Genomic DNA, 25,002 nt, shown 5'->3' with positions numbered 1-25,002 from the left:
GGTGCTGGCGCCTACGGCCGCGATAGGCAGGAGACTAGCGGCGATCACGCGATCACCTCGTCGTCCGCCAGGGTGGCGCAGACCTTCAGCACCTCTTCGATACTGGTGACGCCGGCGATGGCGTAATCCAGCGCGCACGCCGCCAGTGGTCGATAGTGCGCCTGCTGGCGCGCGGCCTCGGCGAAGCCTTGCGGATCACCCCGACGCAATGCGGCGATCATCGGTTCGTCCAGCTCCAACAGCTCGTACACCCCTACACGGCCGGCATAGCCACTGTTGTGGCATTGATGACAACCGTTGCCGCGCTTGAAGCGGTGGTCGCGCAGCGAGCCGCCGTGCAGCGCTTCCAGCCAGGCCAGTTGCCGGGGATCGGGCTGATCGTCCTCCATGCAGTTCTCGCACACGCGGCGTATCAGACGCTGGGCCAGTACCGCATTCAGCGCGGTGGCGACGAGGAAGGGCTCGACGCCCATGTCGATCAGGCGCATGGCGGAGGTCAGGGCATCGTTGGTGTGCAGCGTCGAGAGCACCAGGTGGCCGGTCAGTGCGGCACGCAGGCCGATCTCGGCGGTTTCCTGATCACGGATCTCGCCGACCAGGACGATGTCCGGGTCCTGACGCAAGGCGGCGCGCAGCACGCGGGCGAAGGTCAACTCGATCTTGGCGTTGACCTGCACCTGGTTGACCCGCGGCAGGCGGTACTCCACCGGGTCCTCGACCGTGATGATCTTCTTCTCCGGGCTGTTCAGCTCGGAAAGCCCGGCGTAGAGCGTGGTGGTCTTGCCCGAGCCAGTAGGGCCGGTGACCAGCACCATGCCGTGCGGACGCTGCAACAGGCGCCGGAAGCGCTCGAGCATCGCCGGCGGCATGCCGGTGCCTTCGAGCTTGAACATCGCGCCGCTCTGGTCGAGCAGACGCATGACCACCGATTCGCCGAACTGCACAGGCATGGTGGAGACCCGCACATCGAGGTTGCGGTTCTTCACGCGGATGTTGAAGCGGCCGTCCTGCGGCAGGCGCTTTTCCGAGATATCCAGGCCGGACATGATCTTCAGGCGCATGACTAGCGCCGAAGCGACGCGGTGCTCCTTCATCACCTGTTCGTTGAGCACGCCGTCGATACGCTGGCGAATCCGCACCACGCCTTCGTCCGGTTCGATGTGAATGTCCGAGGCCTTCATCTGCACGGCGTCCTCGAACAGCGTCTGCAGCAGGCGCACCACCGGCGCATCGCTGTTGCTTTCGCCGAGGCGCGAGAGGTCAAAGTCGCTTTCCTGCAGCTCACCTTCCAGCTCGCCGGCCAGCGAGGCGATTTCGCTGGTGCGGCGGTAGAGCTGATCCAGCGCGCCGAGCAGCTCGCTTTCCCGCACCACTGCCGGGTGGACGCGCTTGCCGAGCAGGCGCTCGATCTCGTCCTGAGCGAAGATGTCCAGCGGGTCGGTCATGCCCACCAGCAAACCGTCGCCCTGGCGGGACAGCACGATCACCCGGAAGCGCCGGGCGACCGCCTCGGGCAGGCTCTGGGTCAGCTGGTTGTCGAACTTGTAGTGCTTGAGTTCGACGAAGGGAATCTGCAGCTGCTCGGACAGCGCACGCAGCAGGCGGCCTTCGTCGATGAAGCCGAGGTCGAGTACCGTGCGCCCGAGCTTGGAGCCGGTGCGCTTCTGGTCCTGCAGCGCCTGCTGCAGCTGGGCCTCGCTGATCAGGCCGGCCTGGACCAGCAGATCGCCGAGACGAATCTTGCGCTGGCGCATGTCTTGCGCGGTCATCGGGCACCTCCGAGTACGCCGGCACGTTCGGCGGCGAAGCGCCGCGAGTTGTCATCGAGCCCCTGCCCTTGCGCGGCCAGACGGTAGTGGCGCGCCGCCCGGGCGGGTTGATCGATCTGTTCCAGCGCGATGGCCAAGCCCAGCTGCCAGGCCGCCTGCTGCGGCTGAAGAGCCACCAGCTGGCGATAAACCGCAGCGCTGCCCGCCCAGTCGCCGACCTGCTGTTGCAGCGCCGCCAGCAATGCGTGATAGCCGGGATCGCTGGCCAGCGACGGCGCGTTCTGCACCAGGGTGGCGAGCGCCGTCTGTTTGTCGCCGCTCTGCAGCTGGCCACGGGCGAGCAGCATACGCAGCTCGGCATCGAACGGCCGCCTCTGCAGCTGGGCCGGCAGCCACTCGAGCAATGGCTCGATCCGTCCAGCCGCCAGGTAAGCACGAGCCAACCAGCGGGCCGCCTCGGCGTTGTCCGGCTGTGCGGCATGGAGCGCCTGCAGCAGCTCGATGGCACGGGGGAAGTTCTGCTGTTGCAGCGCATCGCGCGCCTGGGCCAGCGGGTCCGGTCGATGACTGCCGATCTGCACGGTGGGTTTGGTGGCAACCTGGGGCCTGGCAACCGGGGCCGGGGCTGGCTCGGCGACCGGTTGTACATCCGGCGCGACGGGCGGCGCGGTCTGCGCGTCAGGCGCCGTGCGGGTCACCCAGTCCGGCAGGCTCGCTTCGTCCAACGCCGGCTCGGCGAAAGGCAGGTCCAGGTCCTCAGGAACGGCCACTGGTGCGCCATCCATGTGGACTTCCAGCCAGAGCTGCGCATGGCCAGCGGCCGGCTCAAGCCGATCACGCACGTCGAGGCGATCGGTCATGCCGAGCAGCAGCACCTGCACCTGGTCGCCCTGCTGTTCCACTCGCCAGGACAGACTTAGGCCATTGCTCTCCACACGACCGTTTCGCGGGCCACCGGCGAGCGTCACATCCGGCAGGCGCAGACTGATCGCGCCGCCTTCGTCGGTGCGCTGATAGCTGATCGAACGATCCAACAGCAACTGCAGCACGAAACGGCCACCGTCTTGCTGCGGCAAGACGTCGAGGAGCTGAGTTGCAGGCACCGCAGCGACCACCGGAGCGGCGGCAGGTGACTCCTGCACAGCCGGGGCTTGCGCGAAACGTTCGAACAGCACCACCGATGCCGCGGCGACCAACGCCCCGATAGCCAGCGGCAACAACCAGCGGCGCAGCCGTGCCGATCGCTGACGCCGCGTTGCGGCTGTTTCATCGACGGCCTGCATGTCGAGGAATGGGCTCTGCCCGCCGGATGCCGCGCCGCGCGCTTCGAGATCGCGCAGCATGTCGTTGACCAGGCTCATGGCCGCACCTCGGCCAGCTGCGACAGCCATGGCAATGCACTCAGCAGCAGGCTCAGGGTTGCCGCACCCGCCAGCATTGCCCAACGCAACGGAAGGACTGCACGCAGGAACGGTCGCGCACCCTCGGTATCGGCCAGGGCACGGCGTACGTGGCGGCTGCCGACCCGTCGCTGGCCTTCGCCAAACGCCGCCATCAGGCACTTGTTGGCCAGGATGTTGAGCAACCGCGGGATGCCACCGCTGCCCTTGACCAGCAGGCGAATCGCGGCCGGCTTGAACAGCGGTTCACCTTGATAACCGGCAACCGCCAGGCGTTCATGCAGGTAGCGCCTGGCATCGCTGACATCCAGCGGGCGCAGGCGATAGGAGAATGTGATGCGCTGGCGCAATTGCCGGAAATTTTCGCTGGCCAGCGTAGCGTCCAGTTCAGGCTGGCCGAACAGCACCACCTGTAGCAGCTTGCGCTGCTCGGTTTCCAGATTGGTCAGCAGTCGCAGGGCCTCCAGCGTGGCCGGTGGCAGCGCCTGCGCCTCATCGATCAACAGCACGGTGCTCTTGCCCTGGCCGGCCAGCTCGATCAGCCGGCGATGCAGTGCCGTCAGCAGCCCGTGATTGTCCAGTTGCTCGACCCGCGGCACATGCAGCTCATGGGCCAGCGCCTGGCGCAGCGCCATGGGTCCGAGCGCTGGGTTCGGCAACCAGGCGAGCTGGTAGTGTTCGGCATCCAGTTGCTTGAGCAGCGCGCGGCAGAGCAGGGTCTTGCCGGTGCCCACTTCGCCGGTCACCTTGATGAAGCCCTCGCCTTCGGCCAGAGCCACGCGCAGCAGGTTCAGGCACGCCTGGTAAGGCGGCAGGCGAACCATGAAGCCGGTATTCGGCGTCAATGCGAATGGCTTTTCCTGCAGGCCGAAGAATGCTTCGTACATACCGGCGCCTACCTGACCTGCCGGAACGAATCGGCGCTGCGGCGCAGCTCGTCGAGCCAGACCTGATCGTCGATCACCTGCGGGCGCACCAGGATGACCAGCTCGGTCTGCTCGAGCGATTTGCGTTGCTGCTGGAACAGGCTGCCGACGATGGGCAGCTTGGAGGCCCAGGGAATGTTGGCGTCGTTGTTGCTGTTACGGTTTTCCAGCAGGCCACCGATGACCACGACCTGGCCGCTGCGCGCGCGCACGATGGAATCCGACTGGCGCGTGGTGGACAGCGCCAGTGGCAGGTTGAAGACGTTGTCGGAACCGCCCAGCTGGATACTCTTGTTCTGATCCTGAACGCGGCTGACGGTCGGCCGGACGTGCAGCGTGACCTGGTCGTTCTCGTCGATCTGCGGGGTGACGTCCAGCGAGATACCGGAGAAGAACGGAGTCAGGGTGATGTCCAGATCGGGCGCGGTAGTGCCGCCCGCCAGCGAGGTGGTGGTGGTCGAAACGTCGGTGACGAAGAACTCGTCGGTGCCGACCTTGATCACGGCCTTCTGGTTGTTGAGAGTGGAAATCCGCGGGCTGGAAAGCACCCGCACATCGCCTTGGGTTTCCAGTAGCTGCAGCACGCCGCTGAAGTCGCCGACGCTTACCGCAGCGCTGAACACGCCACCGACATTGTTGACGCCATCCAGCGTATCGCCCTGTACACCCAGCGCGAAGTCGGCGTTGCCCATGGAGCCCAGCTGCGCCCAGTTGATCCCGGACTGGAAGCCATCGGACAGGCTCACCTCGAGAATCTTGGTTTCCAGAATCACCTGACGCTGCAGGTTGCGCTGTGCCTGCTGCAGGAAACGCTCGACGTTCTGCTGGTCGGCACTGGATGCACGAACCACCAGCAGCCCGGCCTGCGGATTGACCACCACACTGTTGTCCGCCTCGCTGCCGATCATCATCGCCACGACTTCGCGCACTTCACTCCAGAAGTCGACGGTGCTGCTGGTCAGCAACTGACTGGCATTGACGGTGCTGGAGGTCGAGTTGGTCGTGGTACCGCTTGCGCCGGTGTCGGTGTTGTCGCTGGTGCTGACCTGACCGGAGCTGACCCGGGTATCGGTCATGCCTTGGCGCTGCAGGTTGAGGTAGTTCAGGTCATAGGTGCGGGTGACCGCGGTGTTCGCCTGGATCTGGTAGCCATAGCTGGTGCGGCGATAGTCGTAACCGTAGCTGTCGCGCACCGCCGCGAGCACTTCTTCCAGCGTCACGTTGCGCAGGCTGAAGGTGATGTTGCCGATCACCGCCGGGTGCACCAGCAGGTTCTGTCCGGCGTTGTCCATCAGGCTGAGGAAGAATTCGCGGGCCGGCATGTCGTTGGCGACCACATCGAAGCGCGGGCCGCTGACAGCCGAACTGCCGTCGACGCTCAGCGGCGGAATCAGCGCAGCCTGTACCGACGGCGGCGGCAGCGCCTTGGCCTGGGTCTGCTGCAGGCTTTCCTCGAACAGACGGTTGCTCTGCTCGTAGAGGCGCTTGTCGCCGTCCTCGAATGTCTGGCAGGCGGCCAGCAGGCAGAACAGGCTCAGCAAGCCGAGACGTGGAAAAAGGGTCGGCATCATGGTCGGACTTGGCTCGGAGTAATGATCGGGGCAACCAGACGCAGCGTCTGCTGCTGGCCGTCGCGCTCGATCAGGACGGAATTCGTGTTGATGGCCAGGACTCTGGCATCGGCCAGGGTGTCGCCGACTCTCAGCGATTGGCCGTTGAGCACCGCCCGGGCGCTCTGCGCACCGCGGAAAATGGCCTGCAGGTGCAGCGTCGCCGGTGCCTGGCGCTCCGCTACAGCGGTCACGAACGCAGCGGGCGGGCGCGTGGGGTCGAGCGCGTAGGCCGAAGCGGGCAGCAAAAGGAGCAAGCAAACTGCACGAGAAAAATCAGACACCAACCCACCCCGCTTCGCGACTCAAGGTATGCAGCTCCAGCGTGATCCGCGCCTTGTCCGGCCCGGCCTCATCGATGTGATAGTCCAGGCTGTCCCAATGCAGACGCCAGCCACTGTTCTGCACCGCCTGCAGATAATCGAGCAGATCGAAGTAGCCGCCTTGCAGGGTCAGACGCAGACCGTGCCGATAGAAGCTGACCGCCGCTGGCGGCGCATCCTTCGCCGCATCCGTCGCGGGCAACTCCAGCGGCTCACTGAAACTCTGCAGCGCGACCATCTGCAGATGAGGCTGCCGGCGCAGCAGGTCCTGCAGCAGCGCTTTCATGCGTGCAGGTGAAACCAGTGAGCGGGTCTCCTCGTCGATGCTGCGCAGAATCTGTTCGCGATTGGTGCGCGCCACATCGAGGGCGTCTCGATAGGGGCGATTGGGGTCGGCCGCGAGCTTGGCCTGAAGTTCGAGCAATGCATTGTTCGCCTCCAGCTGACGGGCTTCGGCGAGACGCAGCTGGCTGTCCTGCTGGGCGATGCGCTCGGCGAGCGGCTCAGCCACCAGCAGCAGATAAAGCATGCCCAGCAGGGAAGCGCCGACCAGCACGCTCAGCCACTGTTCGCGCGGTGCCAGCGCCTGCCAGCGCTGCCGCAGGCTTTGCATGGCGTTATTCATCGTCGCCCTCCTCCGCCGCACGGGATGCCAGGCGGAACGCCAGCAGGCCACTGTCGTCGCGCTGCAGATCGAAGCTGCCGAACTCGCGACCCTGCAACGTCTTGCTGCGCCCGAGGCTTTCCAGATAAAGCGGAAGCAGTTCCTGATCCTGGCTCAACCCGCGCAACAGCATGTCGCTGCCGCCAGCCTGCAGACGGATGCGAGTCAGCCAGAGCCCGCGCGGCGGGTGCCGATCGGCCAGGGCCGTCAGCACTGGCGCGAAGCCGCTGCGCAGCTGGCCATCGAGCGCGCGCAGATGCGTTGCGAGGCGTTGCAGCTGGCGGTTCTCCGCTTCCCGCTCCGCCAGTTGCGCAGGCAGCCGGGTATCCAGCGTCGGTTCCCGATAGTTGGCCTTGAAGGCGGCCAGCTGCGCCTCTGCAGAAACCGCCTGCGCCTCGGCCAACTGACGGTCCGAGGCGCGCTGCTTGAGGTTCCAGACCTGCCAGGCAGCATGCGAAGCCAGGGCAAGCGCCAGTACACATGCGCCAAGCAGCAGTTGCCGCGGACGCGGGCCACCCTGCTGACGACGTTCGCGCTGATAGAGGTTGACGTTCTGCATCAGACGGCGTCCTGACGCAGGGCGGCGCCGACGGCGCCAATGCAGAACGCCTGCTGCGCTTCGGACAGCTCGGCACCCGGCTGGCCGGGGAAAAGCTCGCGCAGGTCGAGGCGTTGCAGGTTCACCGCCAGGCCACTGGCCAGCCCCTGATAGGCGCGTTCGCCATCTTGCTTCATCGGCAGCAACATCAAGCGATTGATATAGCCCTTGCCGAGTTGGCTCTCGAAGTAGTCAAGCGAGCGCTGGATCTCCAGTGTCGTACTGCTCAGATCCTGGGCGGCACGGGCCAGCCCCTGCTCGATACGCCGCGCCATGTAAAGGTCGGCGCCGTTCTGGATGCAGATCAGGCCTTCGCTGGTGCGCAGGCGCAGCAGTGCGAGATTCATGCCTTCGGCGCCGGCGAGCGAGCCCAGGTTGCGAAACGCCATCTCGGTGATGTCGATGCTCGCCATGTGCAGACCGGCCTGACGCACGAGCTGGGCGTAATGCTGCATCCGGGTTTTCTCGAGAACGGCGCAATAGACCATGCGCGTGCGCCCGCGATAGGCGTCCTCGGGCAGTGCGAAACAGTCGATCACCACATCGTCCAGCGACTGGCTGATCATGTCCTTGATGCGCCAGCGCATGGCGTCACGCAATTCCTGCGGAGGCACTTCAGGCGCTTCGAGAAGGAACATCTGGTATTCGGAAGGATGTAGCAGCACGTTTGCCGGCAGGCCCTGCAAGGCCCGCTCGCTTACGGTTTTTTCCAGCAGCGCTGCCTGTGCGTCGGCACTGCCCTCCAGGTGTTCGCAGTACGGCAGCATCGGCCGTGCACCAGCCGCCCGAACGACCTGCGCCAATGCGATGCCTTGCGGACCAGCCTCGATGCCGAGCATGCCGGCTGGTTTTGATTTCTTGGTTTTGGAAAACAGACCCACCACTGGCTCCCTCGCCAAGACGTCGGTGCTCAACTGCCAGAAAGCAGAGAATCGATATTGAGGGCGTCAAATAGATAGCATATTGCCATCTGGCGTGACTCTAACAATATCCGATGGGTGCGTCCAAATATTGTCGTAAATCAATCGCGCACTAGAAAAGCGTCAATCTAAGGACGTCAAGTATCGCGCGCATTCTGGGTTAATTAATAAGCTGGCGCTATATCGGCTTAAGCCCTTTCGTCGCACGAGGGCATCACAAACTACGCACCTGACGAACGGTAGTCAGCGGAATGAGCACGCGATGGATGCAGGAAAAGGAAACTGGCGCGCTTAGAACAGAGTGAGCTGCTCGAAACCACCGCGCAGATCGACCAACCGCACGCCGACGCCAATCAACCGAACCGGCCGCGCACCACGGGAGAAGGCGATGGCGAGCAGATCGGCGTAGTCGTCGATTTCGAGTCCGGCGCCAGCCTGCTCCATTGTGGTCTGGGTGAAGTCATGGAATTTGAGCTTTACGAAGGGCTTGCCGGGTCGATAGCCGTTGTCGAGGCGCGCCATGCGGGTAGCCAACTGCTGCAGCAGCTCCGGCAGACGCTCCAGGCACGCCGCCAAGTCTGGCAGATCCTTGTCGTAGGTCTGCTCGACGCTCACCGACTGGCGCCGACTCTCCACCTGCACCGACCGCTCATCGACGCCGCGCGCCAGCCCCCAGAGCCGCTCACCGAACGCGCCGAACTCGCGGACCAGATCCAGTTTGCGCCACTCGCGTAAGTCGCTACAGGTGCGGATGCCGAGCCGGCCGAGCTTCTCAGCGGTGACGCGACCAACACCATGCAGCCGCTTGACCTCCAGCGCCTGTACGAAATCGTCGACCTGTGCCGGGGTAATGACGAACAGGCCGTCGGGCTTATTCCATTCGCTGGCAATCTTGGCGAGAAACTTGTTCGGAGCAACACCCGCCGACACCGTGATGCGCAGCTGCTGCCAGACCCGACGCCGGATGTCCTCGGCAATACGCGTGGCGCTACCGGAAAAATGCTCGCAGGCAGTGACGTCCAGATAAGCCTCGTCCAGCGACAGCGGCTCGATCTGCTCGGTGTAGGTGCGAAAGATGTTATGGATCTCACGCGAAGCCTCCCGGTAGGCATCCATGCGGGGCCGCAGGATCAGCAGATCAGGACACAACTTCAATGCGTGCCCGGACGCCATGGCCGAGCGAACACCATATGCACGCGCCTCGTAGTTGCACGTAGCAATGACCCCGCGCCGATCCGCAGCGCCACCAACTGCGATCGGCCGCCGAGCCAGACTGGGGTCGTCGCGCATCTCGATCGCGGCGTAAAAGCAGTCGCAATCAATATGGATGATCTTGCGAAGGGTGGACTGACTCACGGAAAACAGGGCACCGGACAGGAGTGAACGAATCTTCAGCGCAGCAGGTCGGTTATTGAGATGGTAAGTCCTTTATCACCCGATAGCCGGAGGTTCAGATGAAAATCTTGTACGCAGGCATCATCGCACTGGGCAGCTTGTTTTCCGCGGTTGCGCTGGCCGACCAGGACATGATGAACACTCAGCCGCAAGGCACCAACATCCAGCAGGAAAAGAAAGGCGAGGGAATGGTTCGCGAGAACGAAGATGGCGGCGCCGACCCGAAAATGAAAGAGGAAATCCAGGAAGATTGGCGCGAGGATGCCGAGAAGCGCCGCGAGAGCGACGTCATGAAGCCCGAGCAGCGCGGCTGAGCAACCAGCTTCGTCAAAGCTCCAGCGGGTACGGCTGAACCAGGGCTTTACCGTAGCCGTCGATGAACTCCGGCGGCATGCGCTTGGGTTTCCCGCTGGAGAGCTCGATGCAAACGAAAGTCGTCTGCGCGCGCAGCAGCGTAGCGCCGTCGGCCGGTCGGATCAGCTGGAAATTGCGTTTCATCTTCAAACGCTGATCGGATTCGGAAATCCAGGTTCCCAACTGCAGCAGATCGCCTTCGTAGGCCGCGGCCAGATAGTCGATCTCATGCCGCAGCACTGCCATCGCCCGATCGAGACGGCGGTAGTCGTCGATGCCCAATCCCAGACTCTGCGAATGCTGCCAGGCACACCGCTCCAGCCAGGTTACATAGACCGCATTGTTGGCATGGCCCAGCTCGTCGATATGCTCGGACTGCACCTGCAGGTCGATGGTAAACGCGTCCGCCTGATCCCAGCTCATTCGTTGCAAGCCTCGTTGGCCGTTTGCGATGACCTATGAAACCGCAGCCGCCGCGACGAGTCACGCCTGTTGCTGCGAGCAATGACAAGACATTCAGCGCAGTGCGACTCAACCGACTTTTCGACCACGCAAAACAAAAAGGGCCATCTCATGAAAGATGACCCCTTGAAGCCCAAAACGGGCAATAAAAATGGCGTCCCCTAGGGGACTCGAACCCCTGTTACCGCCGTGAAAGGGCGGTGTCCTAGGCCACTAGACGAAGGGGACGAAACCTTCGCAAACCTGCCGAACAATCAATCGACAAGCCGTGATTGGTGGAGCTAGACGGGATCGAACCGTCGACCTCTTGCATGCCATGCAAGCGCTCTCCCAGCTGAGCTATAGCCCCGGATTTATCGTCTCTCGACGCGCGATGTCGAACATCGCTTAATAATGGCGTCCCCTAGGGGACTCGAACCCCTGTTACCGCCGTGAAAGGGCGGTGTCCTAGGCCACTAGACGAAGGGGACGCAAACCCTTCAAGCGCAACCTGTATCGCTTATGCGGCAAATACAAGCTGGTGGCAAATTCTGCTCTTCGAGATTGGTGGAGCTAGACGGGATCGAACCGTCGACCTCTTGCATGCCATGCAAGCGCTCTCCCAGCTGAGCTATAGCCCCATCTCGAGGACGGGGCGCATATTAGGGGCGCCCCCAGGTAGTGTCAACAACAATTTCCAACGGGCCGAAGTTTTTTTGGCATTAGGAACAACTACTTACCACCGACGAATGGTAACGCCACCACCTCGGGGCGATGCTGGTCACAAGCACCGCCCCTGCCCCGCACTCAGACAATCGACGCCGCGAGCTTCTCCCACTCCTTGGCTTCCTTCTTCGACGCGCCACCGAGCAACTCGAGTGCGTTGCGCAGGCGGAAGCGCGTCAGATCCGGGCCGAGAATCTCCATCGCGTCGAGTACCGATACCGAACTGGCCTGCCCGGTGATGGCGGCGAACATCAGCGGCATCACATCGCGCAGCTTGAAGCCTAGATGTTCCGCCACCTGGGTGATGCACGCGGTGATGCGCTCCTTTTCCCACTGGCGCAGTGCTTCCAACTTCCACAGAATCAGCTGCATAACCTGGCGCACCTGCGTCGCATCGAGCTTCTTGTGCACGAACAATGCGGGGTCGAGCGGCAATGCACCGGAGAAGAAGAAGCCAGCCAATGGCGCAATCTGGCTGAAGGTTTCCACGCGCTGCTGCACGTGCGGCGCGATCTGCATCATGTACTGCGGATTGAATGCCCACTTCTGCACTTCGGCAGCGAACTGTTCGACCGGCAGTTCCCGCAGCCACTGGCCGTTCAGCCAGGAAAGCTTCTCCAGATCGAAGATCGGTCCGCCGAGCGATACGCGATTGATGTCGAAGTGCTCGATCATCTCGTTCAGCGTGAATTTCTCGCGCTCGTCAGGCATCGACCAACCCATGCGCCCGAGGTAGTTGAGCATCGCCTGTGGCAGGAAACCCATGCGCTCGTAGAAGGTCACCGAAGTCGGATTCTTGCGCTTGGAGAGCTTGCTCTTGTCGGGATTGCGCAGCAGCGGCATGTAGCACAGCTGCGGCTGCTCCCAGCCGAAGTACTCGTACAGCTTGATCAGCTTGGGCGCCGACGGCAGCCACTCTTCGCCACGCAGCACATGAGTGATGCCCATCAGGTGGTCATCGACCACGTTGGCGAGGAAGTAGGTCGGCAGGCCATCGGCCTTCATCAGCACCTGCATGTCCATGCGGTCCCAGCCGATCTCGACGGTGCCGCGCAGCATGTCGTTGACCTGACACACGCCTTCGCTCGGCACCTTCATCCGAATTACATGGGATTCACCAGCAGCGATGCGACGCTGAGCTTCGGCCGGATCGAGGTGCATGCAATGGCCGTCATAACGCGGCGTTTCCTTGTTCGCCATCTGCTCGGCACGCACCTGATCCAGGCGCTCGCTGCTGCAGAAGCACGGGAACGCATGACCCTTGCTGACCAGCTCGTCCGAGTAATTCTTGTAGATCTCGCCGCGCTCGCTCTGCCGGTACGGGCCATGCGGACCGCCAACGTCCGGACCCTCGTCCCATTCGATGCCCAGCCAGCGCAGCGCATCGTAGATCTGCTGCTCGGATTCACGGGTCGAGCGCACCTGATCGGTATCCTCGATGCGCAAGATGAACTGGCCACCGTGCTGTCGGGCGAAGCACAGGTTGAACAGCGCGATGTAGGCAGTACCGACGTGGGGATCGCCGGTCGGAGATGGCGCGATGCGGGTGCGAACCGTGGTCATGAGTGCTCTCGGACGGTAGGGACATACGGAAAGGGACGAATGTTAGCAGGCGCTGCGCAGCCGGCTCCAGCCGAACACCGGGAAGCAGAGCGAGAGCGTCCCGAAGGAGACGCTCTGGGACAGGCCGAAACGGTCGATCCGCCAGAATAGCTTGCTAGACCTGCAACAAGCGCTCGCGCAGCTTGTGAATCTCGTCGCGCGCCTCGGCGGCCGCCTCGAACTCCAGATCGCGCGCCAGACTCAGCATCTTCTCTTCCAGCTGACGAATCCGCTTGGTGATCTCGCTCGGCGAACGCAGTTCGTTCTCGTAACGCGCACTCTCCTCCGCCGCTTTCGCCTCGCCACGCCGCTTCTTGCTGCGCGAGCCCGGTACGGTTGCGCCTTCGAGGATGTCCTGCACGTCCTTCTTCACGCCCTTGGGCACGATGCCGTTGGCCTCGTTGAAGGCAATCTGCTTGTTGCGCCGCCGCTCGGTTTCGTCCATGGCGCGCTGCATGGACCCGGTGATGTTGTCGGCATACAAAATCGCGCGACCGTTGAGATTGCGCGCCGCGCGGCCGATGGTCTGGATCAGCGAGCGCTCTGAACGCAGGAAGCCTTCCTTGTCCGCATCGAGGATCGCCACCAGCGACACCTCAGGCATATCCAGGCCTTCGCGCAGCAGGTTGATGCCCACCAGCACATCGAAAGTGCCCAACCGCAGGTCGCGGATGATCTCGACCCGTTCCACGGTATCGATGTCCGAATGCAGGTAGCGCACGCGCACATCGTGATCACTCAGGTAGTCGGTCAAGTCCTCGGCCATGCGCTTGGTCAGCGTGGTGACCAGCACCCGCTCCTCCTTGACCACGCACTTGCGAATCTCCGACAGCAGATCGTCGACCTGGGTCAGTGCAGGACGCACCTCGATCTGCGGATCGACCAGGCCCGTCGGACGCACGACCTGCTCCACCACGCGGCCAGCATGTTCGGCCTCGTAAGGTCCGGGTGTCGCGGAGACGAAGATGGTCTGTGGGCAGATCGCCTCCCATTCGTCGAAGCGCATCGGCCGGTTATCCAGCGCCGATGGCAGACGGAAGCCATACTCCACCAGGGTTTCCTTGCGCGAGCGGTCGCCCTTGTACATCGCGCCGACCTGCGGCACCGACACGTGGGACTCGTCGATCACCAGCAGCGCGTCGGCCGGCAGGTAATCGAACAGCGTCGGTGGCGGCTCGCCGGCATCGCGCCCGGACAGATAGCGCGAGTAGTTTTCGATGCCGTTGCAGTAACCCAGCTCCATGATCATTTCCAGATCGAAACGCGTGCGCTGCTCGAGCCGCTGCGCCTCCACCAGCTTGTTCTGACTGCGCAGGTAATCGAGCCGCTCGCGCAGCTCGTCCTTGATCTTCTCTATCGCGTCGAGCAGGGTTTCCCGCGGCGTCACGTAGTGGCTCTTGGGATAGAAGGTGAAGCGCGGCAGCTTGCGGATCACCTCCCCGGTCAGCGGATCGAAGGCCGACAGGCTCTCCACCTCATCATCGAACAGCTCGATACGCACCGCTTCGAGATCCGATTCCGCCGGGAAGATATCGATCACGTCGCCGCGCACACGGAAGGTCGCACGAGCGAAATCCATGTCGTTGCGGGTGTACTGCAGGCCAGTCAGCCGGCGCAGCAGCTCGCGCTGATCGAGCCGATCACCACGATCGACGTGCAGGACCATCTTCAGGTATGACTGGGGATCACCCAGACCGTAGATGCACGACACAGTGGTGACGATGATCGCATCCGGGCGCTCCAGCAGCGCCTTGGTTGCCGACAGACGCATCTGCTCGATGTGATCGTTGATCGATGCATCCTTCTCGATGAAGGTGTCCGACGACGGCACATAGGCTTCCGGCTGATAGTAGTCGTAGTAGGAAACGAAATACTCGACCGCATTGTTCGGGAAGAACGCCTTGAACTCACCATAGAGCTGCGCGGCCAGCGTCTTGTTCGGCGCCAGCACCAGCGTAGGCCGCTGCACATGGGCGATGACGTTGGCGACGCTGAAGGTCTTGCCCGAGCCCGTAACGCCCAGCAGCGTCTGGTGCGACAACCCCGCCTCGATGCCTTCGATCATCTGCCGAATGGCCTCCGGTTGATCGCCGGCCGGCTTGAAACGGGTGACCAGTTCGAACTTGGACATTTCGCCTCTCTAGGTAACATGTGCGAGCTTGGCAGCCGGACTTTCGAACAGCCATCCAGCGGTTTGGCGCGACAGCCAGCGGATCCTGAAATCCGCCACCAGCGATGGGCGCGCAGAGCCGAGAAACCGCCCATCTTTCCAGTACGCAAAACGCACCGAAAGTGATCAGAAAACCTCGGTAGCATATCGCAGGCAACAGGCTTGACCGCTATACTACCGCCCCGTTTGCGCATCACCCTGCGCGCCGACGCGAGGGTGGTGAATCTAGTCACTCTTCTCTTTCGAGCCCCCTCACCATGAGTTTGTTCTCTGCTGTCGAAATGGCGCCGCGCGATCCTATCCTCGGCCTCAATGAAGCCTTCAACGCCGACACGCGGCCGAACAAGGTCAACCTCGGTGTCGGTGTCTACTACAACGAAGAAGGTCGCATTCCACTGCTGCGCGCCGTGGTCGAAGCGGAGCATGCCCGCATCGCTGCCCACGCGCCCCGCGGCTATCTGCCGATCGAGGGCATTGCCGCTTACGATGCTGCCGTACAGAAGCTGCTGTTCGGCAACGATTCTCCGCTGATCGCCGAAGGCCGGGTGGTGACTACCCAGGCGCTCGGCGGAACCGGCGCACTCAAAGTCGGCGCAGACTTCCTCAAGCGCCTGCTGCCGGACGCCGTGGTAGCCATCAGCAACCCGAGCTGGGAAAACCATCGCGCGCTGTTCGAGTCGGCCGGCTTCCCGGTCCAGAACTACAGCTACTATGACGCGAGCAATCACGGCATCGATCGCCCCGGCCTACTGCAGGACCTGAAGAACCTGCCACCCCGCTCCATCGTCGTGCTGCACGCCTGCTGCCACAACCCGACCGGCGTCGATCTGAACCTGGATGACTGGAAGCAGATTCTCGACGTGCTGCGTGCCCAGGATCACGTGCCGTTCATCGACATCGCCTACCAGGGCTTCGGCGACAGCATCGAAGAGGACGCCGCCGCCGTGCGCCTTTTCGCCGAGTCGGGCATGACCTTCTTCGTTTCGAGCTCGTTCTCCAAGTCTTTCTCGCTGTACGGCGAACGCGTCGGCGCGCTGTCGATGGTCACCCAGAGCCGCGAGGAGTCGGCTCGCGTACTGTCGCAGGTCAAGCGCGTGATCCGCACCAACTATTCCAACCCGCCGACCCACGGCGCCACGATCGTCTCCGCGGTGCTCAACAGCCCGGAACTGCGCCCCATGTGGGAAGCGGAGCTGGGCGAGATGCGCAGCCGCATCCGCGAGCTGCGTCTGAGCATGGTCGAGCAACTAGCGGCCAAAGGCGCGAAGACGGACTTCAGTTTCGTTGCCGCCCAGCGGGGCATGTTCTCCTACTCCGGCCTCACGGCCGAGCAGGTCGAGCGACTGCGTGTCGAGTTCGGCGTCTACGCCATCAGCACCGGTCGAATCTGCGCCGCCGCACTGAACCGCAACAACATCGGTCACGTCACTGACGCCATCGTTCAGGTGCTCTGACTCCAGCCGCCCGGGGCCCTCTCAGACCCCGGGCGCGGCGTCGTTCCTAGCGGCGCAAAGGGTTGACTTCTCTTTTGCAAACAGTAGGATACGCACCGTTGTTCCGCGATAGCTCAGTCGGTAGAGCAAATGACTGTTAATCATTGGGTCCCTGGTTCGAGTCCAGGTCGCGGAGCCAAATTTCAAAGCCTCGGTTAATACCGGGGCTTTTTTATTGCCGCTGGACTCTCACCAGGGGCTGCGTCCCAGGTTATTCGCTTCCTACTCGGTCAGCGGCTCGCCCAGCCGCTGACGCCACCAGCCCTGCGCCACAACCGAGCAGCCCCAGCCCAGCAGCACGCCCAACACATTGGCCAGCATGTCCCAGCGCGAGGCGGTCCGATAAGGCAGCATGCCCTGCCCGATCTCGATCGACAGTGCCGCAATAACTGTCAGACCCAGCCCCCACAGGAATGGCACCCGCGGGAACGCCAGACGAAGGGTGAACGCCAGCGCGGCGAAACCCAGCAGATGATGCAGCTTGTCTTGCTGATCGAACAGCTGAGGTACCGGTTCCGGCTTCAAGCCGTTGAACAGGACGACCGCCAGCACGATCAGAAAGGGCAGCATTCGCATATAGGGCATCAGGTGGCGTCTCTCACTTCAAGGGTTCAAACAGAACAGAGGGAAACACCCTCACCGCGACCTCTGACCCGGGAAAGACCATAAAGATCAACGCGTCAGCCGAGCGGCGTTATTCAGCAGAGCGGCACAAAAAAAATGCCCGCATCCTTCGATGCGGGCATCAGCAAAGCCTATGCGGTCAGACCGGGCTTAGGCCTCGGTCTTGCCGACAGCGGACTTGATCAGAGTCTGCAGCTCGCCGTTCTCGAACATCTCGAGGATGATGTCGCTGCCACCGACCAGCTCACCATTCACCCACAGCTGCGGGAAGGTCGGCCAGTTGGCATAGGTCGGCAGGCTGGCACGAATTTCCGGGTTCTGCAGGATGTCGACATAAGCGAACTTCTCGCCACAGCCCATTACCGCCTGGGTCGCGCGAGCGGAAAAACCGCACTGCGGGGCGTTGGGCGAACCCTTCATGTAAAGCAGCACCGGGTTGTTGGCGATCTGTTCTTTGATGGTTTCGATGATATCCATGGAGTACCTCGGCTAGACACGGTTGCCGCGCATTGTAACGGAAAAAGCATGGGAAAGCCGAGCGGAGGACTCGGCTTTGTTGCGGCGCAAAGGCCGTCAGCACGGCGATTCAGCCCACCGGAGGCCGTGGGCTGCGGATTTGCGCCTATGCTCGCTTTCTGGATAAGATCGCGCCTTTCCCGTTTCGTCGCTCCCCGTGCGACCCCCAGTCGTCGGTCCCCTTTTTCTGTCGAAAAGCACTGGATCGCGCTGCGGCAATAAAGGTAGTTGATATGAGCGCAAGGCATTTTCTCTCACTGATGGACTGCACGCCCCAGGAGCTGAACAGCCTGGTCCGCCGCGGCATCGAGCTGAAGGATCTGCGCGAGCGCGGCGTCCTGTTCGAACCCCTGAAGAATCGCGTGCTGGGCATGATCTTCGAGAAGGCCTCGACCCGCACCCGACTGTCGTTCGAAGCCGGCATGATCCAGCTCGGCGGCCAGGCGATCTTCCTGTCCCCGCGCGACACCCAGCTCGGGCGCGGCGAGCCGATCAGCGATTCGGCCATCGTCATGTCGCGCATGCTCGATGCGGTGATGATCCGCACGTTCGCCCACTCGACCCTCACTGACTTTGCCGCCAACTCGAGCGTGCCGGTCATCAACGGTCTTTCCGATGACCTGCACCCCTGCCAGCTGATGGCCGATATGCAGACCTTCCATGAGCACCGCGGCAGCATCGCCGGCAAGACTGTGGCCTGGATCGGCGACGGCAACAACATGTGCAATACCTATATAGAAGCCGCCATCCAGTTCGACTTCCAGCTCAAGGTCGCCTGCCCCGAGGGCTACGAGCCCGACGCCGAACTGATGGCGCGCGCCGGTGATCGCGTGCAGGTAATGCGTGATCCGCGCGAAGCGGCTGCAGGCGCACACCTGATCAGCACCGACGTCTGGGCCTCCATGGGCCAGGAAGACGAAGCCGCAGCGCGCCTGGCCACGTTCCGTCCCTATCAGGTGGACCGCGCTCTGCTTGATTGCGCGGCCGAGGACGTGCTGTTCATGCATTGCCTGCCGGCCCACCGCGGCGAGGAGATCAGCCACGACCTGCTCGACGATCCGCGCTCCGTTGCCTGGGATCAGGCCGAGAACCGCCTGCATGTACAGAAGGCGCTGCTGGAGTTTCTCGTCGAGCCGGCCTACCACCACGCATGAAACACGAGCCGCCGCTGCTGCAACTGCGTGACCTGGCCTGCGGCTACGGCGAGCAGAGCATCGTCCAGCACCTCAACCTGCATCTGAACCGCGGCGACATCGGCTGCCTGCTCGGCCCGTCCGGTTGCGGCAAAACCACCACACTGCGCGCCATAGCCGGATTCGAGCCTGTACACCAGGGCGAAATTCAGCTGGCAGATGCGGTTATCTCCCGCGCCGGTTTTACCCTGGCACCGGAGAAGCGCCGCATCGGCATGGTGTTCCAGGATTACGCACTGTTCCCGCATCTAACCGTGGCAGAGAACATAGCCTTCGGGATTCGCAAGCAGCCTGACTACTCACGCATCGTTTCCGAGATGCTCGAACTGGTGCACCTGTCGGCCCTCGGCAAACGCTACCCCCATGAGCTCTCTGGGGGGCAGCAGCAGCGCGTAGCGCTGGCTCGAGCCCTGGCACCGGAACCCGCATTGCTGCTGCTCGACGAACCCTTCTCCAACCTTGACGTTGAATTACGCCGACGCCTCAGCCATGAGGTGCGCGAGATCCTCAAGGCGCGTAATACCAGCGCAATCCTGGTCACTCATGACCAGGAAGAAGCCTTCGCTGTCAGCGATCAGGTTGGCGTGTTCAAGGATGGTCGCCTGGAGCAGTGGGATACCCCCTTCAACCTCTATCACGAACCGCTGACACCCTTCGTTGCGAGCTTTATCGGCCAGGGTTACTTCATTCGCGGGCAACTGCTCGACCCGGAAACCGTACAGACGGAGCTCGGCACGATTCGCGGCAACCGGGCCTACACCTGGCCCGCCGGCAGCTCGGTCGACGTGCTGCTGCGCCCGGACGACATCATCTACAAACCGGAGAGCCCGCTGCGCGCGCTGATCGTCGGCAAGACCTTTCTTGGCGCATCGACGCTATACCGGCTGCAGCTGCCCACAGGCAATCAGCTGGTGGCAATCTTCACCAGCCATGCCGACTACCCGACTGGGCAGGAAGTGGGTATCGCCATTGCGGCCGATCATCTGGTGGTGTTCCCGGCCCAGGGCAGTATTGCCGCCCATGAAACCCTGCCACTGGCCGGCGTGGCTCGCTAGGCTTTCTGCCGGCGCTGGCGGAAGAACTCGCTGAGTACCGTTCCGCATTCCTCGGCCAGCACACCACCCTCGACCAGCACCCGGTGATTGAGAAAGTCCTGCTCGAAGAACTTGCCGCGGCTGACCACCACGCCGGCTTTTGGCTCGACAGCGCCGTAAACGACACGCTGAATACGCGAGTGCACGATAAGACCTGCGCACATGCTGCACGGCTCGAGCGTGACATAGAGCGTAACGCCGGGTAGCCGATAGTTCTGCAGCGCCTGCGCCGCATCGCGCACCGCGACCATCTCGGCATGGGCGCTGGGGTCGTGCTGCGAGATCGGGCAGTTGTAGCCACGCCCGATGATCTGGCCGCCCTGCACCAGCACCGCGCCCACCGGCACCTCGCCCAAGGCCGTGCCCTGCGCCGCCAGCACCAGGGCTTCGCGCATGAAGTGCTCGTCCTGGCTGCGGTCAATGATCTGCGGTTTTCTCACTGCTGCGCCCTGCCCTTTCTCATACCACCTCGATCGCCGCCATCAACCCGGTTTCCATGTGGTCGATGACATGACAATGGAACATCCAGACACCCGGATTATCAGCGACGAGTGCAATACGGGCCGTTTCGTTCTTGCCCAGCAGGTAAGTATCGGTGTACCAGGGATCGATCTTGCGGCGACTGGACGAAATCACCTTGAAGGTCATGCCGTGCAGATGGATCGGATGCTGGTACTGGCTGAGATTGCGCAGCTCGAAGATGTAATGGCCATCCTTCTTCAGCGTCGCAATCGGGCGATCGGCGCAGGTCTTGTCATTGATGTCCCAAGCCTGGCCGTTGATCTGCCAGAAGGTATAGGCGCCGCCCTGCTCGACGTCGGCCGACAGGGTACCAGCCCACTCGAAATTGAAGCGCAGGGTTTCCGCGCGTTGCAGATCCGGCTCCGCCACGGGATTGGCCGGCAACGCCGGCGGCCAGTCGCTAGCGATTTCATCATGGGCTACCGAGCGCAGCGTCGCCAGCCGTAGCGGACCATTGCGCAAGGACAGCTCCGTGCCGACCTCCGGCACCTTCAGCGCCAGGTCGATACGCATGCCCGGCCCAAGCCAGTATTCCTTGCCCAACGGCATCGGAGCGACTGGATGTCCATCGAGCGCATAGATACGCGCCTCGCCCTCCGGCAGATTCAGCCGATAGGTCAGCGTGTTGTCGAGATTCAGCAGCCGCAGCCGCACGACCTGCCCGGCTGGTAGCTCAACCGTGGGCGCATGCGTGCCGTTCACCGTCGACAGCACACCTGGCGTACCGCCGCGGGCCGCTTCGCGCGGCACGCTGAATTCGGTGAACGCACCCTGCTTGTCGACGTGCCAGCTTTTCAGATTGAGCGTGCGCTCGTGCCTGAAACCGCTCGGTTCGCGCTCCTCGACAATCAGCGGACCGACCAGCCCACGCCCCAGCTGCGCCGCACTACTGGTGTGCGGGTGATACCAGAAGCTGCCGGCATCGTGCAGCTGGAAGCGATAGTCGAAGAACTCGCCGGGCAAAACCGGCAGCTGCGATACATAGGGCACGCCGTCCATTTCCAGCGGCAGACGAATGCCATGCCAATGGATGGTGGTGGGCTCGGGCAGATTGTTGATGAAGCGCACCCGCAGCCAGTCGCCCTGACGGCCACGCAGCTCCAGGCCGGGCGCTTGCCCGCCATAGGCCCAGGCAGGCGTGACGTGACCAGGCACCAGCTCCACGTCCAGCGGGGCGGCAATCAGTTCGTAGTCATGAGTGGTGATGTCGGCCGGGCGACCGAGCCAGTAGCGCGCGCCACTGCCGGCGAGACCGACGACACCAAGACCGGCCAGGCCGGTGAGAATCTGTCTACGGGTAAAGGACATGCATGGGCTCCAGCCAGTCCGAATTCATGGGCCCATCAGGCTCGGCGCGCCTCTCTGCGGAGGCTGCGCATAGCATGAGGGCAGCCTGGGCTGCCCTCATTGCTTCAGATCATTCCCACTCGATGGTGGCCGGCGGCTTGCTCGACACATCGTAGGTCACGCGGGAGATGCCTTCGATTTCGTTAATGATGCGGTTGGACACCTTTTCCAGCAACTCATAAGGCAGGTGCGCCCAACGTGCGGTCATGAAGTCGATGGTTTCCACCGCGCGCAGCGCGACGACCCAGGCGTAGCGGCGGCCGTCGCCGACCACACCGACCGATTTCACCGGCTGGAACACCACGAAGGCCTGGCTGGTCTTGTGGTACCAGTCGAAGTTGCGCAGCTCTTCGATGAAGATGTGATCCGCGCGACGCAGCAGGTCGGCGTATTCCTTCTTCACTTCGCCGAGGATACGCACGCCCAGGCCAGGACCCGGGAAAGGATGACGGTAGACCATGTCGTAGGGCAGGCCGAGTTCCAGGCCGATCTTGCGCACCTCGTCCTTGAACAGTTCACGCAGCGGCTCGACCAGCTTGAGGTTCATTTCCTCCGGCAGGCCGCCGACGTTGTGGTGCGACTTGATCACATGGGCCTTGCCGCTCTTGGCGCCGGCCGACTCGATCACGTCGGGGTAGATGGTGCCCTGGGCGAGGAACTGAATGTTGTCCAGCTTACTGGCTTCTGCATCGAACACGTCGATAAAGGTACGACCGATGATCTTGCGCTTCTTCTCTGGATCGGCCTCGCCCTCGAGGTTACCGAGGAACTGCGCCTCGGCGTCGGCGCGAATCACCTTGACGCCCATGTTCTCGGCGAACATGGCCATCACCTGGTCACCCTCATGCAGGCGCAGCAGGCCGTTGTCGACGAACACACAGGTCAGCTGGTCGCCGATCGCCTTGTGCAGCAGCGCCGCGACCACCGACGAATCGACACCGCCGGAAAGGCCGAGCAGCACGTTGGCATCACCGACCTGAGCGCGCACCTGGGCGATGGCGTCTTCGACGATGTTGGACGGCGTCCACAGCGCTTCGCAGCCACAGATGTCGAGAATGAAACGGGAAAGGATGCGGCCGCCCTGGCGGGTGTGGGTCACTTCCGGATGGAACTGCACGCCGTAGTAACGGCGGTCGTCGTCACCCATGGCTGCGATCGGGCAGCTCGGCGTGCTGGCGAGGATATGGAAACCTTCCGGCAGCGTGGTCACCTTGTCGCCGTGGCTCATCCAGACGTCGAGGCCGAACACACCGTCGTCATCCATGTGGTCTTCGATGCCGTCGAACAGCTTCGACTTGCCGACCAGATCGACGCGGGCATAGCCGAACTCGCGAACGTCGGAGCCCTGCACCTTGCCACCCAGCTGCTCGGACATGGTCTGCATGCCGTAGCAGATGCCGAACAGCGGCACACCGAGATCGAACACGGCCTGCGGCGCGCGCGGGCTGCCTGCCTCGTGAACCGACTCCGGGCCGCCGGCGAGAATGATGCCGCGTGGCGCGAAGGCACGGATGTCGTCCTCGCTCATGTCCCACGGATGCAGCTCGCAATACACGCCGATCTCGCGCACGCGGCGGGCGATCAGCTGGGTGTACTGGGAACCGAAGTCGAGGATCAGGATGCGGTGGGCGTGAATGTCTTGGTGAGCCATGAGCTTTCCTTCGGAAAGAGCCTGAAGCTGAAAGCCGGAAGCTGGAAGCCGAAGCCAGGATTTCTCCCCGCTCCCGCTGCCAGCTTCCGGCGCCTGTCTAGCTGAGCGGATCAACCCACTCGGTAATTCGGGGCTTCCTTGGTGATCTGCACGTCATGCACGTGCGACTCGGCCATGCCGGCACCGGTGATGCGCACGAACTGCGGCTTGCTACGCATCTCGTCGACGGTGGCGCTGCCGGTATAGCCCATGGAAGCACGCAGGCCGCCCATCAGCTGATGGATGATCGCCGCCAGCGAGCCCTTGTACGGTACGCGGCCTTCGATACCTTCCGGCACCAGCTTCTCGGCACCGGCGGCGGAATCCTGGAAGTAGCGATCCGAGGAGCCCTGCGCCTGGGACATGGCTCCCAGCGAACCCATGCCGCGGTAAGCCTTGTAGGAACGGCCCTGGAACAGCTCGATCTCGCCCGGCGCTTCTTCGGTACCGGCGAACATCGAACCCATCATCACGGCGTTGGCGCCAGCGACGATGGCCTTGGACAGGTCACCGGAGAAGCGGATGCCACCGTCGGCGATCATCGGCACGCCGGTGCCTTCCAGCGCGGCGGAGACGTTGGCGATGGCAGAGATCTGCGGTACGCCGACGCCGGCAACGATACGGGTGGTGCAGATCGAGCCCGGGCCGATACCAACCTTGACCGCGTCGGCGCCGGCCTTGACCAGGTCCAGCGCGGCTTCGGCGGTGGCGATGTTGCCGCCGATCACCTGCACCTGCGGGAAATTCTCCTTGACCCAGCGCACGCGGTCGATCACGCCGCGGGAGTGACCGTGAGCGGTGTCCACCACCACCACGTCGACACCGGCAGCGGCCAGCGCTTCGACGCGCTCACCGGTATCGACGCCGGTACCGACCGCTGCGCCGACGCGCAGACGACCCTGGCTGTCCTTGGAGGCCAGCGGGTAGGTCTTGGCTTTCTCGATGTCGCGGAAGGTGACCAGGCCGCGCAGGTGGAAATTGCCGTCTACCACGAGCATCTTCTCGATGCGGTGCTTGTAGAGCTCGGTCTTGATTTCTTCCAGGGCGGTGCCTTCGAGCACGGTGACCAGCTTGTCCTTGGGCGTCATGATCGCTGCGACGGAGTCGCCGGCATTGGGTGTGAAGCGCAGGTCTCGACCGGTGACGATGCCGACCAGCTCCTTGCCGGACACTACCGGAAAGCCGGAGAAGCCCAGTTCATGCGCCTTGCGCAGCAGCTCGCTGATCTTGGTTTCCGGCGTGACGGTGACCGGATCGTGAACGATGGCGGTCTCGTGACGCTTGACCTTGCGCACCTCGGCAGCCTGCTGCTCGATGCTCATGTTCTTGTGGATGATGCCGATGCCGCCTTCCTGAGCCATGGCAATGGCCAGGCGCGCTTCGGTGACGGTGTCCATGGCCGCGGAAACCAGCGGAATGTTCAGCTCGATTTCGCGGGTCAGACGGGTCTTCAGGCTGACATCCTTCGGCAAAACCTCGGAATATCCCGGGATCAGGAGAACATCATCGAAAGTCAGGGCTTCTTGGCTGATACGCAGCATGGCGGGGGCTCCCAGGCGGGAAAAAGGAAGCGCGGCATTATACCCACGCACCCCTTCACGCTCAATGCGGATGTGAGGCGCGTC

Annotated in this window: 22 protein-coding genes and 5 tRNA genes; 5 read left to right on the top strand and 22 right to left on the bottom strand. The window is 63.1% G+C overall.

Annotation, left to right across the window (positions count from 1 at the left end):
- Window positions 1-44: 44 nt before the first annotated feature.
- From LLJ08_RS05660 to dinB, 9 genes are all read right to left on the bottom strand, one after another.
- Window positions 45-1,769 (bottom strand): GspE/PulE family protein, encoded by a 1,725-nt coding sequence (locus LLJ08_RS05660; RefSeq protein ID WP_042924473.1) that lies wholly within the window; start codon window positions 1,767-1,769, stop codon window positions 45-47.
- The gene (locus LLJ08_RS05655) at window positions 1,766-3,130 is read right to left on the bottom strand and encodes a tetratricopeptide repeat protein (RefSeq protein WP_228208422.1); all 1,365 of its coding nucleotides are present in this window, start codon (window positions 3,128-3,130) and stop codon (window positions 1,766-1,768) included. Before LLJ08_RS05655 ends, LLJ08_RS05660 begins: the two co-directional genes overlap by 4 nt.
- The gene (locus LLJ08_RS05650; protein WP_228208421.1) at window positions 3,127-4,056 is read right to left on the bottom strand and encodes an ExeA family protein; all 930 of its coding nucleotides are present in this window, start codon (window positions 4,054-4,056) and stop codon (window positions 3,127-3,129) included. Before LLJ08_RS05650 ends, LLJ08_RS05655 begins: the two co-directional genes overlap by 4 nt.
- 8 nt (window positions 4,057-4,064) lie before the next feature.
- Complete coding sequence (mshL, locus tag LLJ08_RS05645; protein ID WP_228208418.1) at window positions 4,065-5,666, bottom strand: pilus (MSHA type) biogenesis protein MshL; 1,602 nt, start codon at window positions 5,664-5,666, stop codon at window positions 4,065-4,067.
- Window positions 5,663-5,962, bottom strand: a complete 300-nt coding sequence (locus tag LLJ08_RS05640) for a Type II secretory pathway component (protein ID WP_228208417.1) — start codon at window positions 5,960-5,962, stop codon at window positions 5,663-5,665. The genes mshL and LLJ08_RS05640 overlap by 4 nt, the downstream gene beginning before the upstream one ends.
- A gap of 19 nt (window positions 5,963-5,981) precedes the next feature.
- Complete coding sequence (gspM, locus tag LLJ08_RS05635; protein WP_228208416.1) at window positions 5,982-6,653, bottom strand: type II secretion system protein GspM; 672 nt, start codon at window positions 6,651-6,653, stop codon at window positions 5,982-5,984.
- Complete coding sequence (locus LLJ08_RS05630; RefSeq protein ID WP_228208415.1) at window positions 6,646-7,251, bottom strand: PilN domain-containing protein; 606 nt, start codon at window positions 7,249-7,251, stop codon at window positions 6,646-6,648. Before LLJ08_RS05630 ends, gspM begins: the two co-directional genes overlap by 8 nt.
- Window positions 7,251-8,129, bottom strand: coding sequence for an MSHA biogenesis protein MshI (locus LLJ08_RS05625; protein ID WP_228208414.1), 879 nt, complete (start codon window positions 8,127-8,129; stop codon window positions 7,251-7,253). Before LLJ08_RS05625 ends, LLJ08_RS05630 begins: the two co-directional genes overlap by 1 nt.
- A gap of 372 nt (window positions 8,130-8,501) precedes the next feature.
- Window positions 8,502-9,566: a DNA polymerase IV gene (dinB, locus tag LLJ08_RS05620; protein WP_104096885.1), complete on the bottom strand. Its 1,065-nt coding sequence runs from the start codon at window positions 9,564-9,566 to the stop codon at window positions 8,502-8,504.
- Window positions 9,567-9,664: 98 nt separating this feature from the next.
- Here dinB and LLJ08_RS05615 point away from each other — a divergent pair, with 98 nt between their 5' ends.
- Entirely contained in the window at window positions 9,665-9,919 is a 255-nt protein-coding gene (locus tag LLJ08_RS05615; RefSeq protein WP_042924450.1) for a hypothetical protein, read from the top strand.
- 13 nt (window positions 9,920-9,932) lie between these two features.
- On the opposite strand, the gene LLJ08_RS05610 is transcribed toward LLJ08_RS05615, so the two are convergent.
- From LLJ08_RS05610 to uvrB, 7 genes are all read right to left on the bottom strand, one after another.
- Window positions 9,933-10,382: an acyl-CoA thioesterase gene (locus LLJ08_RS05610; RefSeq protein WP_046622039.1), complete on the bottom strand. Its 450-nt coding sequence runs from the start codon at window positions 10,380-10,382 to the stop codon at window positions 9,933-9,935.
- Between the two features lie 191 nt (window positions 10,383-10,573).
- Window positions 10,574-10,649: transfer RNA gene (locus LLJ08_RS05605), tRNA-Glu, on the bottom strand.
- A 45-nt stretch (window positions 10,650-10,694) separates the two neighbouring features.
- Window positions 10,695-10,770 (bottom strand) — tRNA-Ala (locus LLJ08_RS05600).
- A 45-nt stretch (window positions 10,771-10,815) separates the two neighbouring features.
- Window positions 10,816-10,891 (bottom strand) — tRNA-Glu (locus tag LLJ08_RS05595).
- A gap of 74 nt (window positions 10,892-10,965) precedes the next feature.
- A tRNA-Ala gene (locus tag LLJ08_RS05590) sits at window positions 10,966-11,041 on the bottom strand.
- Between the two features lie 166 nt (window positions 11,042-11,207).
- Entirely contained in the window at window positions 11,208-12,689 is a 1,482-nt protein-coding gene (gene gltX / locus LLJ08_RS05585; protein ID WP_228208413.1) for a glutamate--tRNA ligase, read from the bottom strand.
- Window positions 12,690-12,843: 154 nt separating this feature from the next.
- A complete protein-coding gene (uvrB, locus tag LLJ08_RS05580) occupies window positions 12,844-14,859 on the bottom strand; it encodes an excinuclease ABC subunit UvrB (RefSeq protein WP_041013219.1) in 2,016 nt (671 codons plus the stop codon).
- Window positions 14,860-15,155: 296 nt separating this feature from the next.
- On the opposite strand from uvrB, the gene LLJ08_RS05575 reads away from it, so the two are divergent.
- Both LLJ08_RS05575 and LLJ08_RS05570 read left to right on the top strand, forming a co-directional pair.
- Window positions 15,156-16,352, top strand: a complete 1,197-nt coding sequence (locus LLJ08_RS05575; protein ID WP_228208411.1) for an amino acid aminotransferase — start codon at window positions 15,156-15,158, stop codon at window positions 16,350-16,352.
- Window positions 16,353-16,454: 102 nt separating this feature from the next.
- Window positions 16,455-16,530 (top strand) — tRNA-Asn (locus LLJ08_RS05570).
- 83 nt (window positions 16,531-16,613) lie between these two features.
- Here the strand turns inward: LLJ08_RS05570 and LLJ08_RS05565 are convergent.
- Window positions 16,614-16,976, bottom strand: coding sequence for a VanZ family protein (locus tag LLJ08_RS05565; protein WP_031298192.1), 363 nt, complete (start codon window positions 16,974-16,976; stop codon window positions 16,614-16,616).
- 189 nt (window positions 16,977-17,165) lie between these two features.
- On the bottom strand, window positions 17,166-17,492 hold the full coding sequence (gene grxD, locus LLJ08_RS05560) for a Grx4 family monothiol glutaredoxin (RefSeq protein WP_014819496.1): 327 nt from the start codon (window positions 17,490-17,492) through the stop codon (window positions 17,166-17,168).
- Window positions 17,493-17,764: 272 nt separating this feature from the next.
- On the opposite strand from grxD, the gene argF reads away from it, so the two are divergent.
- On the top strand, window positions 17,765-18,685 hold the full coding sequence (gene argF, locus LLJ08_RS05555) for an ornithine carbamoyltransferase (RefSeq protein WP_014819495.1): 921 nt from the start codon (window positions 17,765-17,767) through the stop codon (window positions 18,683-18,685).
- The gene (locus LLJ08_RS05550; protein ID WP_228208410.1) at window positions 18,682-19,779 is read left to right on the top strand and encodes an ABC transporter ATP-binding protein; all 1,098 of its coding nucleotides are present in this window, start codon (window positions 18,682-18,684) and stop codon (window positions 19,777-19,779) included. Before argF ends, LLJ08_RS05550 begins: the two co-directional genes overlap by 4 nt.
- Here LLJ08_RS05550 and tadA read toward each other — a convergent pair.
- The 4 genes from tadA to guaB form a co-directional block, all read right to left on the bottom strand.
- Entirely contained in the window at window positions 19,776-20,258 is a 483-nt protein-coding gene (gene tadA / locus LLJ08_RS05545) for a tRNA adenosine(34) deaminase TadA (protein WP_228208409.1), read from the bottom strand. The genes LLJ08_RS05550 and tadA overlap by 4 nt on opposite strands.
- A gap of 19 nt (window positions 20,259-20,277) precedes the next feature.
- Window positions 20,278-21,648, bottom strand: coding sequence for a multicopper oxidase family protein (locus LLJ08_RS05540; RefSeq protein ID WP_181067603.1), 1,371 nt, complete (start codon window positions 21,646-21,648; stop codon window positions 20,278-20,280).
- A gap of 109 nt (window positions 21,649-21,757) precedes the next feature.
- Window positions 21,758-23,338, bottom strand: a complete 1,581-nt coding sequence (guaA, locus tag LLJ08_RS05535) for a glutamine-hydrolyzing GMP synthase (protein WP_042928273.1) — start codon at window positions 23,336-23,338, stop codon at window positions 21,758-21,760.
- 110 nt (window positions 23,339-23,448) lie between these two features.
- Window positions 23,449-24,918 (bottom strand): IMP dehydrogenase, encoded by a 1,470-nt coding sequence (gene guaB, locus LLJ08_RS05530; protein ID WP_228208408.1) that lies wholly within the window; start codon window positions 24,916-24,918, stop codon window positions 23,449-23,451.
- Between the last annotated feature and the right edge of the window lie 84 nt (window positions 24,919-25,002).

Origin of the sequence: Stutzerimonas chloritidismutans, from assembly GCF_020783375.1 — a bacterium.
In the GTDB taxonomy this organism is placed as follows: Bacteria; Pseudomonadota; Gammaproteobacteria; order Pseudomonadales; family Pseudomonadaceae; genus Stutzerimonas; species Stutzerimonas kunmingensis.
This window is presented reverse-complemented; position numbering and strand designations above follow the sequence as displayed.

Excerpts from the sequence above, each read along its gene's own strand:
- LLJ08_RS05660 (WP_042924473.1), bottom strand. The coding sequence starts at position 1,769 with ATGACCGCGCAAGACATGCGCCAGCGCAAGATTCGTCTCGGCGATCTG.
- LLJ08_RS05655 (WP_228208422.1), bottom strand. The coding sequence starts at position 3,130 with ATGAGCCTGGTCAACGACATGCTGCGCGATCTCGAAGCGCGCGGCGCG.
- LLJ08_RS05650 (WP_228208421.1), bottom strand. The coding sequence starts at position 4,056 with ATGTACGAAGCATTCTTCGGCCTGCAGGAAAAGCCATTCGCATTGACG.
- mshL (WP_228208418.1), bottom strand. The coding sequence starts at position 5,666 with ATGATGCCGACCCTTTTTCCACGTCTCGGCTTGCTGAGCCTGTTCTGC.
- gspM (WP_228208416.1), bottom strand. The coding sequence starts at position 6,653 with ATGAATAACGCCATGCAAAGCCTGCGGCAGCGCTGGCAGGCGCTGGCA.
- LLJ08_RS05630 (WP_228208415.1), bottom strand. The coding sequence starts at position 7,251 with ATGCAGAACGTCAACCTCTATCAGCGCGAACGTCGTCAGCAGGGTGGC.
- LLJ08_RS05625 (WP_228208414.1), bottom strand. The coding sequence starts at position 8,129 with ATGCTCGGCATCGAGGCTGGTCCGCAAGGCATCGCATTGGCGCAGGTC.
- LLJ08_RS05615 (WP_042924450.1), top strand. The coding sequence starts at position 9,665 with ATGAAAATCTTGTACGCAGGCATCATCGCACTGGGCAGCTTGTTTTCC.
- LLJ08_RS05610 (WP_046622039.1), bottom strand. The coding sequence starts at position 10,382 with ATGAGCTGGGATCAGGCGGACGCGTTTACCATCGACCTGCAGGTGCAG.
- gltX (WP_228208413.1), bottom strand. The coding sequence starts at position 12,689 with ATGACCACGGTTCGCACCCGCATCGCGCCATCTCCGACCGGCGATCCC.
- uvrB (WP_041013219.1), bottom strand. The coding sequence starts at position 14,859 with ATGTCCAAGTTCGAACTGGTCACCCGTTTCAAGCCGGCCGGCGATCAA.
- LLJ08_RS05575 (WP_228208411.1), top strand. The coding sequence starts at position 15,156 with ATGAGTTTGTTCTCTGCTGTCGAAATGGCGCCGCGCGATCCTATCCTC.
- LLJ08_RS05565 (WP_031298192.1), bottom strand. The coding sequence starts at position 16,976 with ATGCCCTATATGCGAATGCTGCCCTTTCTGATCGTGCTGGCGGTCGTC.
- grxD (WP_014819496.1), bottom strand. The coding sequence starts at position 17,492 with ATGGATATCATCGAAACCATCAAAGAACAGATCGCCAACAACCCGGTG.
- argF (WP_014819495.1), top strand. The coding sequence starts at position 17,765 with ATGAGCGCAAGGCATTTTCTCTCACTGATGGACTGCACGCCCCAGGAG.
- LLJ08_RS05550 (WP_228208410.1), top strand. The coding sequence starts at position 18,682 with ATGAAACACGAGCCGCCGCTGCTGCAACTGCGTGACCTGGCCTGCGGC.
- LLJ08_RS05540 (WP_181067603.1), bottom strand. The coding sequence starts at position 21,648 with ATGTCCTTTACCCGTAGACAGATTCTCACCGGCCTGGCCGGTCTTGGT.
- guaA (WP_042928273.1), bottom strand. The coding sequence starts at position 23,338 with ATGGCTCACCAAGACATTCACGCCCACCGCATCCTGATCCTCGACTTC.
- guaB (WP_228208408.1), bottom strand. The coding sequence starts at position 24,918 with ATGCTGCGTATCAGCCAAGAAGCCCTGACTTTCGATGATGTTCTCCTG.